General features: G+C 51.5%; 8 protein-coding genes and 3 pseudogenes. 1 reads left to right on the top strand and 10 read right to left on the bottom strand.

Features of this window, described 5'->3' with window-relative positions; all coding sequences use genetic code 11:
* Positions 1 to 466 precede the first annotated feature (466 nt).
* From mukB to cmoM, 4 genes and pseudogenes are all read right to left on the bottom strand, one after another.
* A pseudogene (mukB, locus tag DZ54_RS21685) lies at positions 467 to 4,883 on the bottom strand (chromosome partition protein MukB).
* Between the two features lie 29 nt (positions 4,884 to 4,912).
* The gene (gene mukE, locus DZ54_RS0113120; RefSeq protein WP_025674553.1) at positions 4,913 to 5,644 is read right to left on the bottom strand and encodes a chromosome partition protein MukE; all 732 of its coding nucleotides are present in this window, start codon (positions 5,642 to 5,644) and stop codon (positions 4,913 to 4,915) included.
* Positions 5,625 to 6,988 (bottom strand): annotated as a pseudogene (gene mukF / locus DZ54_RS21680) (chromosome partition protein MukF). The gene mukE and the pseudogene mukF overlap by 20 nt, the downstream one beginning before the upstream one ends.
* Positions 6,985 to 7,795, bottom strand: a pseudogene (cmoM, locus tag DZ54_RS21675) (tRNA uridine 5-oxyacetic acid(34) methyltransferase CmoM). Before cmoM ends, mukF begins: the two co-directional pseudogenes overlap by 4 nt.
* Positions 7,796 to 7,910: 115 nt before the next feature.
* Between cmoM and elyC the strand changes: the two are divergent.
* On the top strand, positions 7,911 to 8,687 hold the full coding sequence (elyC, locus tag DZ54_RS21670) for an envelope biogenesis factor ElyC (protein WP_037330632.1): 777 nt from the start codon (positions 7,911 to 7,913) through the stop codon (positions 8,685 to 8,687).
* A 114-nt stretch (positions 8,688 to 8,801) separates the two neighbouring features.
* On the opposite strand, the gene kdsB is transcribed toward elyC, so the two are convergent.
* The 6 genes from kdsB to DZ54_RS21660 form a co-directional block, all read right to left on the bottom strand.
* On the bottom strand, positions 8,802 to 9,569 hold the full coding sequence (gene kdsB / locus DZ54_RS0113100) for a 3-deoxy-manno-octulosonate cytidylyltransferase (protein ID WP_025674552.1): 768 nt from the start codon (positions 9,567 to 9,569) through the stop codon (positions 8,802 to 8,804).
* Entirely contained in the window at positions 9,566 to 9,748 is a 183-nt protein-coding gene (locus DZ54_RS0113095) for a Trm112 family protein (protein WP_025674551.1), read from the bottom strand. The genes kdsB and DZ54_RS0113095 overlap by 4 nt, the downstream gene beginning before the upstream one ends.
* A 12-nt stretch (positions 9,749 to 9,760) precedes the next feature.
* Complete coding sequence (gene lpxK / locus DZ54_RS21665; protein ID WP_037330630.1) at positions 9,761 to 10,753, bottom strand: tetraacyldisaccharide 4'-kinase; 993 nt, start codon at positions 10,751 to 10,753, stop codon at positions 9,761 to 9,763.
* 2 nt (positions 10,754 to 10,755) lie between these two features.
* Positions 10,756 to 12,510 (bottom strand): lipid A ABC transporter ATP-binding protein/permease MsbA, encoded by a 1,755-nt coding sequence (gene msbA / locus DZ54_RS0113085; RefSeq protein ID WP_025674550.1) that lies wholly within the window; start codon positions 12,508 to 12,510, stop codon positions 10,756 to 10,758.
* Positions 12,511 to 12,553: 43 nt separating this feature from the next.
* Positions 12,554 to 13,090, bottom strand: coding sequence for an MBL fold metallo-hydrolase (locus DZ54_RS23655; protein ID WP_338057059.1), 537 nt, complete (start codon positions 13,088 to 13,090; stop codon positions 12,554 to 12,556).
* Positions 13,033 to 14,620: DNA internalization-related competence protein ComEC/Rec2 (locus tag DZ54_RS21660; protein WP_164831596.1), on the bottom strand; the 1,588-nt coding region annotated here is incomplete at its 5' end. The genes DZ54_RS23655 and DZ54_RS21660, both read right to left, overlap by 58 nt.

Raw genomic sequence — 14,620 nt, 5'->3', positions numbered from 1 at the left:
ATTGTGAAACGCTCACCCCATCGGGACCATCTACCATTACCAAGGTCACGCTCATTCAGCGCCTCAATATCGCCCTCTACTTGACCGAACTCATACGCCATGAGTTCGGTCAGTCGAACTACTTTGTAACCCACCGCATTGTCCGCCAGCCAATAATCATGGCGATGTATTCTACGCAATAGGCCAGATTTTTGGATAGGTTTGTTGTCATCGTTAGGTTAGCACTGGCTGAATTGTGAAGTGCGTGCAAGAAATAGTTATCGCTCTCCTGAGTATTGAGAAAACGGATCTTAGGATTTAATCATGTCATTTGTCGGTTTAAATCCGATACCGCACTGGACTTATATCACCAAAATCAATAGCACCAATTGAGGCTTCGAACAGACTTCAATATACTCTATCACTGATAAGGCCAGCATTTGATGCTGGCCTTTCTTTTCCGGATCAGAGAAACCTGTTCTCGGTACTACTCAAGAACGGGCTCTTGCGCCAGCGCTTGGCGCTTTTCTTCACCGAAGCCGCGTAAACCAACCACATGCACATGCTCACGATCGTTCAAGATCTTACGCACCAACTTGTAGGTGGTGCCTTGCTCTGGGCTGATATTTTCTGGCGCAGCGATCAGTAGCTGCATATCCAAACGATGACACAATTCAAACAAGGTTGAGATCGATTTGGCATCCAAACGAGCGGCCTCATCGAGGAACAACAAGCGACATGGGATCACATCTTTGCCACGTAACCGGCGTGATTCTTCTTCCCAACTTTGGATCACCATCAGCAAAATCGCCTGACCGGTACCGATCGCTTCCCCCGTCGATAACGCACCAGATTCCGCTTTTAGCCAGCCGTCTGTGCCACGATTCACCTCAATACCTAATTCAAGGAAGTTACGATAATCCAACAACTCTTCGCCTAAGGTCTGTGGTGAGCGCTGCCCCATGTCGATATGCGGGTTGAGGCGTTGGAATAGCTTCGCCATCGCTTCCGAGAAAGTCAGGTTCGGGTTGCCAAACAAGTCTTGATGTTGATCGGCATGCTCGGCCAAGCCCATAAGCAACTGCGCATGAGTGTCACGAATCGAGACATTTAAACGCACTCCGTTGACCTGACCAAATCCGACACTTTGCAGCCCTTGGTTGAGCATCCGTATGCGGTTTTGTTCACGCTGTATCGTTTTACGAATGATATTGGCGACCGACTCTGAGCTAATCGCTAAGCGCTGCTCACGCTGCGTGAGTTCTTCGGTCAGGCGCGCAAGCTCCACTTCCATTTCTTCAATCGCTTCAACGGGATCGTCGGTGCGAATAATGTCATGCCGGATCCGCTCGCGCAGGTGCTGATAAACCGCCACATAGAACAAGACTTTGCGCTCGGGCCGGCCAACGTCTTCTGACGCACGCAAGGCGTCGCGCAAGATTTCATTATCGGCAACGGCAAGGCGCAAGGCACCCAACGACTTGTCTGACAGAGAGCGCAATTCCTCGGCTGACATATACGCCATTTCTCGGCGGTTCAGTTGCTTTTCGACGCCGTTGTCACGTGCAATCCGCAATACACTGCACCAGCCTGCTTTGGCATTGACCACAAACTGACGCAGCTCTTTATACTGCTTGAGCGATTTACGCAGCTCTTTGGTCAGCGACTTGGTTTCCATCTCTAACGAGGTGATCCCGCGTGACAGCTCACTATGTCGCTGTCGCGCTTGGTGCATTTGCTCATACAAGGTATCGCGACGATACTGCGCGCGCAGCAAGGCTTCTTCGTCAGCTTGTACACCTAACTCGGCAAATTCACGTTTAAACTCGTTCAACGTTTCTTGCTTAGACTGATGCGCACTTTTGAGCGAGGCTAACAGCTGCTGATACTGGCTATTTTGTCCCTGTACCTGCTTGAGCGCGTCACGTTCGCGTTGGCGTACTTGCTCTGCATCTTTTAGCTTGGCTTTCAGTTGCTCGTTTAACTCACTGCTTTGCGTGAGCATGTCTGCCGCATCTTGATAGGCAAAGTGAGGACGGCGTTCGGCTAAGTCAGCCACGGCAAACAGCTGTTGCTTAACGGCTTGTAACCTTTCATCGGCTTGTTGATAGGCCTGCTCCAACTTATCAAACTGCTCAGGATCACTTTCCAGTGTCGCCAAACATCCTTCTAAGGCCGCCAATGTCTCCCCATGCTGCTGAATAAAGCTTTGCCTTTTTCGCCGCATCCAGGTTGTTATTCGCCGCTTGCAAGCGCGCATCAAGCTCCGATTCAGCAAGGGAGCCAGCACAGTAACGCAGCTTATCAAGGCATTGTAGCGCTTGCTGACAACGTGATACCGCCGCCTCGTGCTGCGCCAGCGTGTGTTTAACGTCAGTCATCACTCGTTGGGTTTGCGCACGTTTTTCACGGCAAGCCGCTATCGCTTGTTCGGGATCAGGATCGAACGCGACAGTAAGGTGGTCAGCAATAAACTGGCTGAACGCCTGTGACAAACGTTGCCACTTCTGCACATCAAACGAGGCTTTTGCGTAGTCTTCTACCAATGCATCACGTTGCGTCCTAAGCTGCTCAAGGCGATGCTCACGGGCAGCGCGACCAAACAATGGCGTCTCTGGGAAGCGTGAATAACGCATTTGTCGGTCATTCAAGTGCACACACACAGCACCGCCTAACTCTTGCGCATCAAACACACGGTCATCAAATGCATCCGCATCGCCCTCAATGATGTAGAGATCATCCGGGCACGCGTCAAGCGTCGTCAGCTTGTCCTTTACGCCTTTTAGATCAGGCACCACTATGGCATGCCGCGCCGGGCCATACAGGGCGCTAAAATATGGGGCATCGTCCAAGGTAATATCGTCGTAAATCTCAGACAGCAAGGTGCCACCAAGCGTCTCGGCCAACCCTTGTAACTGCGCATCATCACTGCCGCCAGGTTGCGCCAGTTGTTCAATCGCGTGCTCTATCTCATTTTTTTGACGCGCGAGCTGCTCTTGGTGATGGGTCTGCTGACGCACCGACTCATGCGTGGCATGCATTGCCGCCATCACCGTTTGGCTATCTGCCAATGTTTTTTCGGTTTGGCTTTCCAGTTTGGTTAACGCCTCATTAGCGGCAAACCAACGGGGCGCTTTGCTTTCAAGATCGCGAATCTCTGCGTCAATCGCTTCCTCAGTCCGCGCCAACTCGCGTAGTCGTTCCGCCTGTGTCTCTTTCTCTTGTTGTAAGCTCTCGCGCTTTTCTTGCTGCAACGCAACGGCTTGCTCCACTGCATCACTATCCGCCAGGTGTTCACCCGTTAAGGCCTGATAATCTGACACCAACTGGCTGGCCTTTTGCTGTTGCTCGACCCGTTGAGTCAATTCGCGTTGCTCATATTGGCGCTGAGAGAGGCTGTCGGCAAGATAGCGATGGGTGCGGCCCTGCTCTACCCAGTGTTTGGCTTTTGTGCCCGCTTCGTTCCGTCCCACTGATGGATCAATACGCTGTAATAAGCTTAACCCTTGCTCGAACTGGTTGGCGGTCGCCGATGCCAAATCCCGCTTGTGTTTAAGCGACAAGACGCGATCCGTTTGCTCTGATTCTTGGGTTTTGAGCCTTTGCAAGCAGGCCCCGGCATCGTCGACAGTAAGGCCGTCATCGTCAGTGAGGCGTCTTGCTGTTTCCAGCGCGGTTACCGCTTGCTGGTATTGCAAAGAGCGTGTTTGCTGAGTATTCAGTGCTTGCTGATAGTCCGCCAATTGCGTTTTTAAGCTATCTACCTCTTCTTCACTTTGTGCCGCGCGCAACTCGGCTTCGGTAAGCTGTTCCGTGGCTTCTTCCACCACCATGATTTGCTCTTCCAGTCGCTCAGAAAGTTCAAGCAAGTCTTCTTCATAACGCTGAATTTTTTCTTGCTGACGCATCGCCGACTGCACCAGTTGCAAGTGATCAGCCGCGGCTTGATGGTCTTGCTCAAGATGATCTTGTCCGGATTCCAACTCACTTAATTCGGCACGCATGGCCTCGGCGTGCTGCTGTTTTTGCTGTAAGGTTTGCTGCGCGGCGTTTAATTCAGCCCGCAACGACAAGGCTTGTTCGAGTTTAGTGCGACGTTCATTGGCATGGCGCATATAATCCGAGGCCACATAATGGGTCGCCTCAGTGATCAAATGCTTAAACAAATCCCGATCGCGCTGGGTAACCTTAATCGCCTCCAGCGTCATGCGGTTTTCTTTCAACGCCACTTCCATGTCTTGGAAGGCTTTTTTAACCCCGCCGTTTTGTGGCAACAAATACTCACGGAGTGACTTGGTAATGGCACTGGAAATGCCGCCATACAAGGACGCTTCAATCAGGCGATAGAATTTGCCACGATCTTGTTGGGTACGCAGTTTTTTAGGTAACACCCCAAATTCAAACATTTGCGCATGATAGTCAGTGACCGAGCTAAACGCTTTAAAATACGCGGTTTCATACGCACCGGCCGCGTCTTTCACTTCGTTTAACTGACGCACCCGCGCTTGGCCGTTATCTAAGGTTTCCACCAAGACATCGGTGGGTGCCACTGAGGACGGTAATCCTTGCAAGATAAACGGCTTGATATCGACCTTCTTATCTCGACCGGCGACTTGCTGTAAGCGCACCCCAAATAACACGCGCTGTTGACGCGAGTTCACCACGTCTAACGCAGCATAACAGGCACCTGGCTGCAATTTGCCGTGCAAGCCTTTATCTCGTGAGGCACTTGAGCTGCCCGCTTCGGTAGTGTTGCGAAAGTGCAGTAAGGTTTGATCCGGGATCAATGAAGTAATAAAGGCTGCCATGGTGGTGGATTTACCGGCACCATTACCACCGGATAAGGTGGTGACCAGTGAATCGATATCAAAGGTTCGCGCAAAAAAGCCGTTCCAGTTCACCATGGTGAGTGATTGATACTTACCGCGCTGGCTCATGCTGTCGGCTCCTCCGTGTGTTGTGTGGCGGACATCTCAGTGTCCTGATCAAACTCATCATCAAGCAAGCTGGATTGAATATGCTCTTGGCTATGGACCACGGCTTCACCATCTCGAATTAAGCGCAATTGCGCGTCTTGTGGATCGTCCCCGGTGCGCACATCGGCGCCAAAGCGGAAGGTGGCTTCACTGACGCGAAACTTATTGCCCTCACCAATCGGCAAGATCATTCCCAAACGACGCAGGCGGCGCAGCGAGGTTTTGACCTTATCGAATAGCTTCTCGCGGTCGAGATCTGAGCCTGTAGCACGATGGGTAACCAGCTTCATCAGCTTTTTCTCGTCGGCCAATGCCATCAGCTCGTCGAATAGCTCTTGTGTGGTAAAGATCCCTTCTTGCGCTAAGCGCTCTGGGCTCAAATACAAAAAGCACAGCACTTTGCCGACCAGCATATCCAGCTCCGACAAGACACTGCGACGGATAAGGCTGGTGGAACGCGGGCGTAGATAGAAAAACCCTTCTGGCGCACGCACTAACTCAGCGTTATAGCGCTGATAAAAAACATTTAACGCTTGCTCAAATTCAATCAGCAAGGCGTGGTTATCCAAATCGTCACTGGCAATATGGCGGCCAGCACGTAATGCACTATCCAACGCCGGAAATAAAGGGTTAGCAATGGCTTTGGCCAGATCTTCTGGCATTGGCTGTTCAGTATTTATCGATGACATTCGCTTGTACCTTCGCTCCGAAGTCGTTAATCGCCTGCCAATCAGGCTGGATCGCGTTGAGATCAGATTGGGAATAGCCCATCCGAACCGCTTGATTAATCACTAAGCGCGCGAGATCAAAATGGCGAGCTTGAGGGTGCTCGGCTAAGTAGTCTTTGAGGACACGACCGAGATCGATCGCTTGTCCGGTTTCTCGGTGACGGTCGAGCATCTGTGAGACTTTCTGTGACAAGGTGTCATCCACCACCGTCAACTGCTCAAACGTTACTTCTTCTGGCATGTCACCGGTGACTTCGTCATCACGTAACACCAAGGCTTCATCGCGGGTGTCGCGCAACCGCTCAGCGTCCGCATAGGTCAAGAACCACGGTGCATCCAAATAGTCTGAAACGGATTGACGCAAACGCTGACTGAACGCCCGGTTTTTATCCATATCAATCGCGGTTCGAATAAATTTATGCACATGGCGATCGTAGCCAATCCACAAGTCAATCGCTTGCTGGCCCCAATTGACGATTCGATCCAGCTTCATCTGCAGTCGATAGACCATGGCATCGACAAACTCGAGCTCGTCGCGTTGACGCACCACTTCCTGGATCTCTAACAGCTGACTTTGTAGTTCATCTCCCGCCGCCTGAAGTGTTTCTTGCAGCTCTTGCAGCGTATTAGAGGTTTCATTTAACAAGTGCTCACAGTTAGCAATGGCCGCTTGCCAATCTTGGGTAAGCAAGGCAGCAATATCGTCTTTAACGTGTTGTTGCTGCTCATCCATCACTCGCTGGTTAAGATCGATACGGTCAAAAATATCAGCTACCGAGTATTTTAAAACCCCATACACATTGTGACGCCAAAAAGCGGCATCGCCGTCTTCCTCTGCGCACCGCGTGCCTTGGCGATTTCATCCGCGACCATTGAAAGCTGTACAGACAACTTTAAGGTCGAGTATTCACGGTGGCGAGCATAGTAATCCGCAATGCCCAGGGCGAGCGGCGTGAGACGATAAATGCTATCGCCCTCAGTCATCTCACTGGTAAAACGGCTTAATAAACGCGCTTGCACCATTTCATTGATGGCATTGTTGGCGCGAAAAGCAATGTTGCCGATACTGCCGCTTTCGTCGCTAATAAACTGTTCACTGACCAGCCGAAAAACATCAACTAATTCATGCTCGCTCAGTTCATCTTCTAAGCGCTCTTGGCTCATCACCGCCATCGCCAGCAAAAATGCCAAGCGCTCGGGCGGCAGCTGAAGTGCAAAGTTATTGTGTTTAACCCAACTGACCAATTCCGGTACGGTCTGAGCGTCGTCTTCTCCATGCTGAGAAGACGGAGCCTGATCACTCATCGGTTGTCCTTGTTTTCATCTTGATGACTGGAGGCATTGTATTGCCCCCACACATGAATATATCGCCCTAGAGACACAAACGGCTCTTGGCGGCATAGTTGCTGCTCCAACGCCAGCACCTGCTCAAAGGTAAAATCACCAATATTGGTATCGCGCATGTAGTCATGAAACGTGCGCACCCCGGTTTTACCTTTGAGGCTAATGCCACTGTCTTGCATCCATTGATAGACGCTGTCTGGCTGCAACCCTTTGGGCGGCTGAAGTTTAAACCTGTTTACGGTGCGGCATTCCCTGCTCAACATGGGTTAAGTTGCCACACACCAGGTTTTTAAACAGCAACCCAGTTTGGTTATAAAACATCACAGATGCGATCCCTCCCGGCCGTAAATGGCTGAGCAAGTCTTTCAGTACTTGCTCAGGGTCAGCAACCCACTCCAATACCGCATGAAATAAAATCACATCAGGGGGTGACGCCAAATGCTCACCAATAGATTGTACTGAGGCATGGACCAGCTGATACTGCGCAAGTAAGTCCTGTTGTTCAATCTCCTGACGCGCCAACTCGAGCATTTGTGAAGAAAGATCACATAAAGTGACACTGTGACCTCGAGCAGCCAGCGGTTGTGAAATCGGTGCAACGCCGCCGCCCGCATCCAAAATATGGAGTGGCTGATCCGGCGGAAAGCACTGCAACATCTGCTCGATGTCGTGCCAAATTACCGCTTGACGGATTTCGCCTTTGCCCGATCCATAAATGTTTTTAACAAATTTGTGGGCGATATCGTCGAAATTTTTATCCTCAGTCACAATGGCATTCGTTATCATTGAGTGGTATGAAGGCATATTCTGTCACAAGCCTTACGTTAATAAAGGTTTATGGCATTATTTGTACCTCGTTTGACTATATTTCGGGCGACATTGCATGTTTGAATTAAAAAAACTGATCTCAACCTTGATAATGCCCTTGCCCGCGCTGTTGCTCTTGGGTCTTTTCGGGCTATGCCTGCTTTGGTTCTCTCAGCGTACAAGGCTGGCATCTTTTGTTATTTTCGTTGCGTTTGCTGGGATTTTTCTCACTGCGTTTCAACCGGTCGCCTCGGGGTTACTTCGCCCACTTGAGCGTCAATACACCGCCTTTCTCCCCACCGAGAAACCGGTCGACTTTGTGATGGTACTGGGGGACAGTCATGTGGTCGATGACGCACTGCCGCCGACGTCTGAACTTTCTCGTGCGGCGCTGATGCGTCTGACCGAAGGGATCCGCATTCATCGCATGTATCCGACATCCAAACTGATATTATCGGGCTATGATCACGGCTATGAGGTTAGCCATGCTCGCATGTTGGCACGTGTCGCGATGGCACTTGGGGTCAATAAAAACAGTATTCTGTTGCTGGAAACAGCAAAGGATACTTGGGAGGAGGCGTATCAAGCGGCGTCTGTGGTTGGAAGCCGTAACCTTGTGTTGGTCACATCAGCCGCGCACATGGAACGCGCGGTGTATGAGTTTCAAAGTGCAGGCCTTAATCCCATTCCTGCACCCACCAACTTCATGGCGCAAAAGGAGATCAAACAGCCATGGATTAAGTACAGCCCTCGTGCACAATACCTGGAGCAATTCGAGCGCTATTGGCACGAGCGACTTGGTCAAGGCTGGCAGCGGCTACGTGATCTCATCGCACAGCCGGCGTCTAAGTAGCAACTTTACGCAGTCACTCATGAAAAGAAAAAAGCCGCGATGATCATTCGCGGCTTTTTTCTTGTCGTTCTTGTCATCGAAGGCGATATGTCAGATGGTGCTCTTTAAGCATCGTTATGCCGCGCTATTGGCTGATAAATACTCACGAACCGCCTCTAAATCGGCTTGAGTATCGACTCCGTGTGGTGGCGTCTCGGCGGCAACGGCAACATGAATTTTTTCACCATGCCAAAGGACTCGTAGCTGCTCGAGCGACTCGATCTTCTCTAATGGGCTTGGCGTCCAATGAATGTAACGGCTAATAAACCCCGCGCGGTAGCCATAAATACCAATATGGCGAAGCAAAGCTTGTGGGATCGTGGGCGTTTCGGCGTCGAAATGAGTGCGATCCCAAGGGATCGTGGCACGGCTAAAATACAACGCAAATCCTTGCTGATCCGTCACCACTTTGACCACATTGGGGTTGAACACTTGCTCGCTGTCATCAATCGCGACGGCCAAGGTGGCCATGGGAGCTTCCGGGTACTGATTCAAATTCTCGGCGACTTGACCAATCACGGTAGACGGAATTAACGGCTCATCGCCTTGCACGTTGACAATGATATCGTCGTCAGCAAACCCGTATTGTGCAACCACTTCAGCCAAGCGTTCAGTCCCCGACTCATGGTCAGCGCGTGTTAGGCATACGTCGCCACCAAAGTCACGCACCGCGGCTTCGATGCGTTTATCGTCCGTTGCAACAATCACCTGACTCGCCCCTGCTGCTTGAGCGCGCTCATACACATGTTGGATCATCGGCTTGCCAGCGATATCAGCCAGTGGCTTACCTGGCAAACGGCTTGAACCAAACCGTGCTGGGATCACCACAGAAAACGGACTCATCCTTGTACCTCTTCCTGTGACAGATCACGCGCTTCCGACTCGATGAGTACCGGAATGCCATCGACAATGGGATAAGCAACCCGATCAAATTTGCAAATCAATTCGTTGTTATCTCGGTTATAAAATACTTTGCCCTGACAAGATGGGCAGGCCACGATTTCAAGCAGGCGGTGATCCATAGCGTTCCTTTGTTATTTATTCGCGTTTGTGGTCAAACGTTCGATCTTGGCGAGTAAAGCTTGGGCCGCAGCCTCAGGCAAACACGCTTCTACCGGCAAATACCACCAGTTATCTTGTGCGATCCCTTGGTATTTTACCGCGTCTTTTTCGGTCATCAGTAAATGTTGGCCCTTTTTGGCCAACTTGTCCAGTTCATCGGCACTGAGGGTTTGATGATCATTAATGCCTTGGCTGTGTAGCGGGGTCACGCCCATTTGTTGCAACGTGGCAAAAAAGCGTGGTGGATGACCAATCCCTGCTACGGCAACCACACCCGGTAACATCGACGCAGGACAAGACTGTCCCGTTCGAAGATTAGTGGCTTGTCCAGCCACCAAATGCATCGGCCACTCTTTCTCCTCGGGATCGCCGCCATTATTAATCAGCATGTCGACACTGTCGAGACGGTCGACCGATTCTCGCAAGGGTCCAAGGGGTAAGTAATGGCCATTCCCAAAGCGGCGCTGACCATCAATGATCACGATTTCAAGGTCGCGGTCTAAGCGATAATGCTGCATGCCATCGTCGGTCACCACGATATCGACATCCTCTTGCAATAAGCGCTTCACCGCTTCACTGCGGTCGGGGTCAACACACACTGGCACCTGGGTACGACGAGCGATTAATACCGGTTCATCACCGGCCACACTCGGGGGTGTCGTTTGCGTCAGCAGCAAAGGGTATTGGTCTGATTTACCTCCGTATCCACGGGAAACCACGCCTGGGCGATAGCCCTGCGCTTTCAGTTGCTCCACCAGCCAGATCACAAAGGGGGTTTTACCGTTTCCCCCTACCATGATATTGCCAACCACAACCACAGGCACTGGGGCACGATAACAGGGCAATTTTCCGCGCAAATATTGACGGCGCCGATAACGAGCAATCAAACCAAATAACGCGCTAAACGGCCTTAATGGCGTCGCCCATAGAGATCGTTGATGGCCAAACCAAAGTTGATCCAGCATACCTAGTCACCAAACTGAATACGATGGAGTTGGGCGTAGGCACCGTTGTGCGCGAGCAATGCTTGATGGCTACCTCGCTCAACAATCTCACCTTCATCGACCACCAAAATTTGATCGGCATCTTCAATGGTAGACAGACGGTGAGCGATCACCAGGACGGTGCGATCCTTTTGCAGTTCATCCAAGGCGGCTTGAATCGCGCGCTCTGACTCTGTATCCAGGGCCGAGGTTGCTTCATCAAGGATAAGGACAGGCGCATTCCGTAACAAGGCACGGGCAATGGCAATACGCTGACGCTGGCCGCCAGACAAGCTCACGCCATTTTCACCAATCATGGTGTCGTAGCCCTCATCCATCGCGCGAATAAAGTCGTCTGCATAGGCCAACTTAGCGGCATGCTCAATTTGCTCACGGCTATATTGATCGGCCGCCGCGTAGGCTATATTGTTAGCCACCGTATCATTGAACAGGTGGACATTTTGCGACACCACTGCAACCTGTTGGCGCAAATTACTCAACGTATATTGCTCAATCGGCATCCCATCTAAGGTAATTGAGCCACTGTCTATCTCGTAAAAACGGGTCAAAAGGTTGGCAATGGTACTTTTCCCTGAACCTGACCGTCCCACCAGTGCCAGCGTTTTCCCCGCGGGCACCTCAAAACTCACATGATTCAGTGCTGGCGCTTCTCGTGATGGATAGGTAAAGACCACGTCTTCAACTTTGATGTCGCCGTTAATCGGCTCAGCCTCGTACGTGCCGGTATCTTTCTCAGTTTCCAGCTCCATTAAGTTAAACAAGCTGTGACACGCTGCCATCCCGCGTTGAAATTGCGAGGTCACGTTGGTTAACGACTTCAGTGGCCGCATCAGACCAAACATGGCACCGAATACCACCGCAAAGGTCCCTGCCGTTAGCTCTGACCGAATGGCTTCGGTGTTCGCGAGAATCAGCACCACCACCAGCGCCATTGACGCGATAAGCTGAATCACAGGGTTGGCAATCGCCTGGGCCGAAACCAGCTTCATGGTTTGCTGACGCATACGGTTACTGACTTTCTCAAACCGTTTTTTCTCGACGTCTTGGCCACCATAGCTTAAAACCACTTTATGGCCTTTGAGCATTTGCTCCGCGGAGCTGGTGACCGAGCCCATCGCATCTTGCATATTCGACGAAATACGACGGAAGCGTTTAGACACCACCTGAATCGAGATCGCCACCACCGGCGCAATAACCAGAAGAATCGCGGACAACTGCCAGCTCGACCAAAACATTAAGATCATTAACCCGAGGATCGATGCGCCCTCTCTCACCAAGCTGACCAACGCACCACTGGTTGCAGACGCCACTTGTTCCGAATCATAGGTAATGCGCGACAATAGCGCCCCTGACGATTCTTGGTCGAAAAAGCTCACGGGCATTTTCATAAAGTGATTAAACATACGACGGCGCATGGTCATCACCACATTGCCCGACACCCAAGATAAGCAATAAGCAGAAACAAAGCTCGATAAGCCACGTACAAACATTAATATCACGAGGTAAAGTGGCATCCATTTAAGGAAATCTCCCTCCACATCGTCGTAAGAAAAGCCTTGATCAAGCAGTGGGCCGAGCATAGAGAGCATCAGCGTGTCACTGGCGGCGTTCATTACCAAGGCGACAATGGCAACGATTAACCCCAATTTGTAATTGGCAATATAGGGCCAGAGTTGCTTAAACGTCTGCCAGGTCGTTTTATCTTGATATTCGCTCATTTAAATCGTTTTGATGGGTAAAACAGACCGGCATTCTACTCTTTTAGCGGTCTGCGTCCAAATTTACTGGCCGACGTTTAAACATCTGACGATACCAACCGGCGCGACGATCTTGCCGCCAACGGACCAACTTCCAACCCGTGTCGATACGCTGCCAACGTACCTGGCCATTAGCTGCGGTATCTAACCAGGTGACATCAGCCTGCTCATAGCCCGCGCGTACCGTTTTCGCAGGCAACCGCCAAGGATTCAACAGCCCGGTAGATGCGACCGCCCAGGTCGGATTGACCGCGCGAATAAAAGAGGGTGACGACGAAGAGGCACTGCCATGGTGCGGTACCAGCATGATATCGCTGTCCAGCTGCGTTTTATCGCCCAGTGATGCCAATAAGTTTGCCTCGCCTTTTGCCTCAATATCCCCCGTCAATAACACGCTGTACTCCCCGTCAGAGATGCGTATCACGCACGAATCATTATTATCTGCACGAGGCCTGGGATCTGGTGGCCATAAGACGGAAAAATCTAATCCTTGCCACTGCCACCGCTGCCCTGCCGCACAGGTTTGATAACCAGAGCGTATTTCACTCGCACGCCGCCAACGTGGAGAATAACGCGCTGAAATAAAATCGGCACCGCATCGTGGTCACTGTCGCCATGACTGAGAATGAGTCCATCAAGACGTTCAATGTGTCGCCTATCTAAAATTGGCGCAATCACTGCTTGTGCAATACCGCCCACTTGCCAGCGATTACCGGTATCATAAAGAACCGACCGTTCATTCTTACTCACCAGTACCGCCAAGCCATGGCCGACATCCAACACATCCACTTGCCAATTTACCGCTTTAGGCGCCCGCCAAGTGATGAGTGCTAGCATCAGCACGATGATCACCCCACTTAATCGATGCCAGCGCCAACCATATAGCCCTATCGCCAGCGCTATTACCGTAAACGCCCAACTGATTGATGTCACCGGCACGGTAAACCAGCTGGCCGAGGCATCACCAGCCAGTGCCATCACAGGGACCAGGCTAGTGTTCGCCCAGCTCCAAACAGCCACGCTCTCTAACCCAAAGGTGGACAAAAAAAGCGCAACAAACACCAAAGGCACCGTGACTATTCCCACCCAGGGGACAGCAACCAGGTTGATAGGCGTTGCAGCCGCACTCACGCCGGAAAAGAAGCTGAGTTGCAGCGGTAACATACCAATAAGCAGTACAAGTTGGACGACCAACAGTTGCTTCAACGGCCGCAACCACTGCCAGCGCTGGGGCGCTTGCCCCCAACCGGATGAGCGCGAAAAGCCATAATGCGCAAGGCATAACGCGCCGACCGCCGAAAATGACAACCAAAAGCTGACCGAGAAGCCTGCCAGGGGATCACGCGCAAGCACCAATAATACCGTGAGTTGCAAAAGGTTTAGCGGTGAGACTCTTGCACCAAGACGCTTTGCCACCGACACCAATAAAAGGGCAATCAATGCCCGTTGGGTTGGCAGTGCAAACCCCGCCAACGCGGCATAGAGGACCGCGACACCGAGCGCCATATAAAGCGGCAACCACCTAAATACACGCCGCTCAGGCAGCCAAACACGCGCCCAGCGGCCAAGTTGCCACCCCATGCCATAGGCTAAACCAATGTGTAACCCTGAGATCGCCATCAAATGGGCCAAACCACTGTGCGTCAGAGTGTCCCAATGCGCTGCAGTTAGCCACGCTCGTTCGCCCAAACTCAATGCTAAAAGGTGAGGCCCAAACCGAAGCGGCGATAGGATCGGTGTCAAGGTATCAAGCAGCTGCTGACGCCAAGTGATGGTATCGGTTAATTGAGTGGCTTGTTTTAAACTGGCTTTGGCGTGTATTCGCCGAGCCACATAATATTTTTCTGCATCAAAGCCGGTTTCATTTAACCGGCCATATGGTGGTTTAAGCCGCACAGTCAGCTGCCAGCGCTCTCCCTGCTTAGGAAAAGGCGCCGATTGCCAGTACATCCGCACACGCGCTGAACGAAAAGGCGACAATCTCGATTGATTAATTTTATCGACATCAAAAATAAATGCTTGCGTCGCCCGAATTCGCCAGTAAAAAGGGTGCCCACAGATGCCGGTGATT

The organism is Salinivibrio socompensis S35, from assembly GCF_000513715.1.
Taxonomy (GTDB): domain Bacteria; phylum Pseudomonadota; class Gammaproteobacteria; order Enterobacterales; family Vibrionaceae; genus Salinivibrio; species Salinivibrio socompensis.
Note: the sequence above shows the minus strand (reverse complement) of the source record. Positions and strands in the feature narration are given on the sequence as shown.

Excerpts from the sequence above, each read along its gene's own strand:
- mukE (WP_025674553.1), bottom strand. The coding sequence starts at position 5,644 with ATGTCATCGATAAATACTGAACAGCCAATGCCAGAAGATCTGGCCAAA.
- elyC (WP_037330632.1), top strand. The coding sequence starts at position 7,911 with ATGTTTGAATTAAAAAAACTGATCTCAACCTTGATAATGCCCTTGCCC.
- kdsB (WP_025674552.1), bottom strand. The coding sequence starts at position 9,569 with ATGAGTCCGTTTTCTGTGGTGATCCCAGCACGGTTTGGTTCAAGCCGT.
- DZ54_RS0113095 (WP_025674551.1), bottom strand. The coding sequence starts at position 9,748 with ATGGATCACCGCCTGCTTGAAATCGTGGCCTGCCCATCTTGTCAGGGC.
- lpxK (WP_037330630.1), bottom strand. The coding sequence starts at position 10,753 with ATGCTGGATCAACTTTGGTTTGGCCATCAACGATCTCTATGGGCGACG.
- msbA (WP_025674550.1), bottom strand. The coding sequence starts at position 12,510 with ATGAGCGAATATCAAGATAAAACGACCTGGCAGACGTTTAAGCAACTC.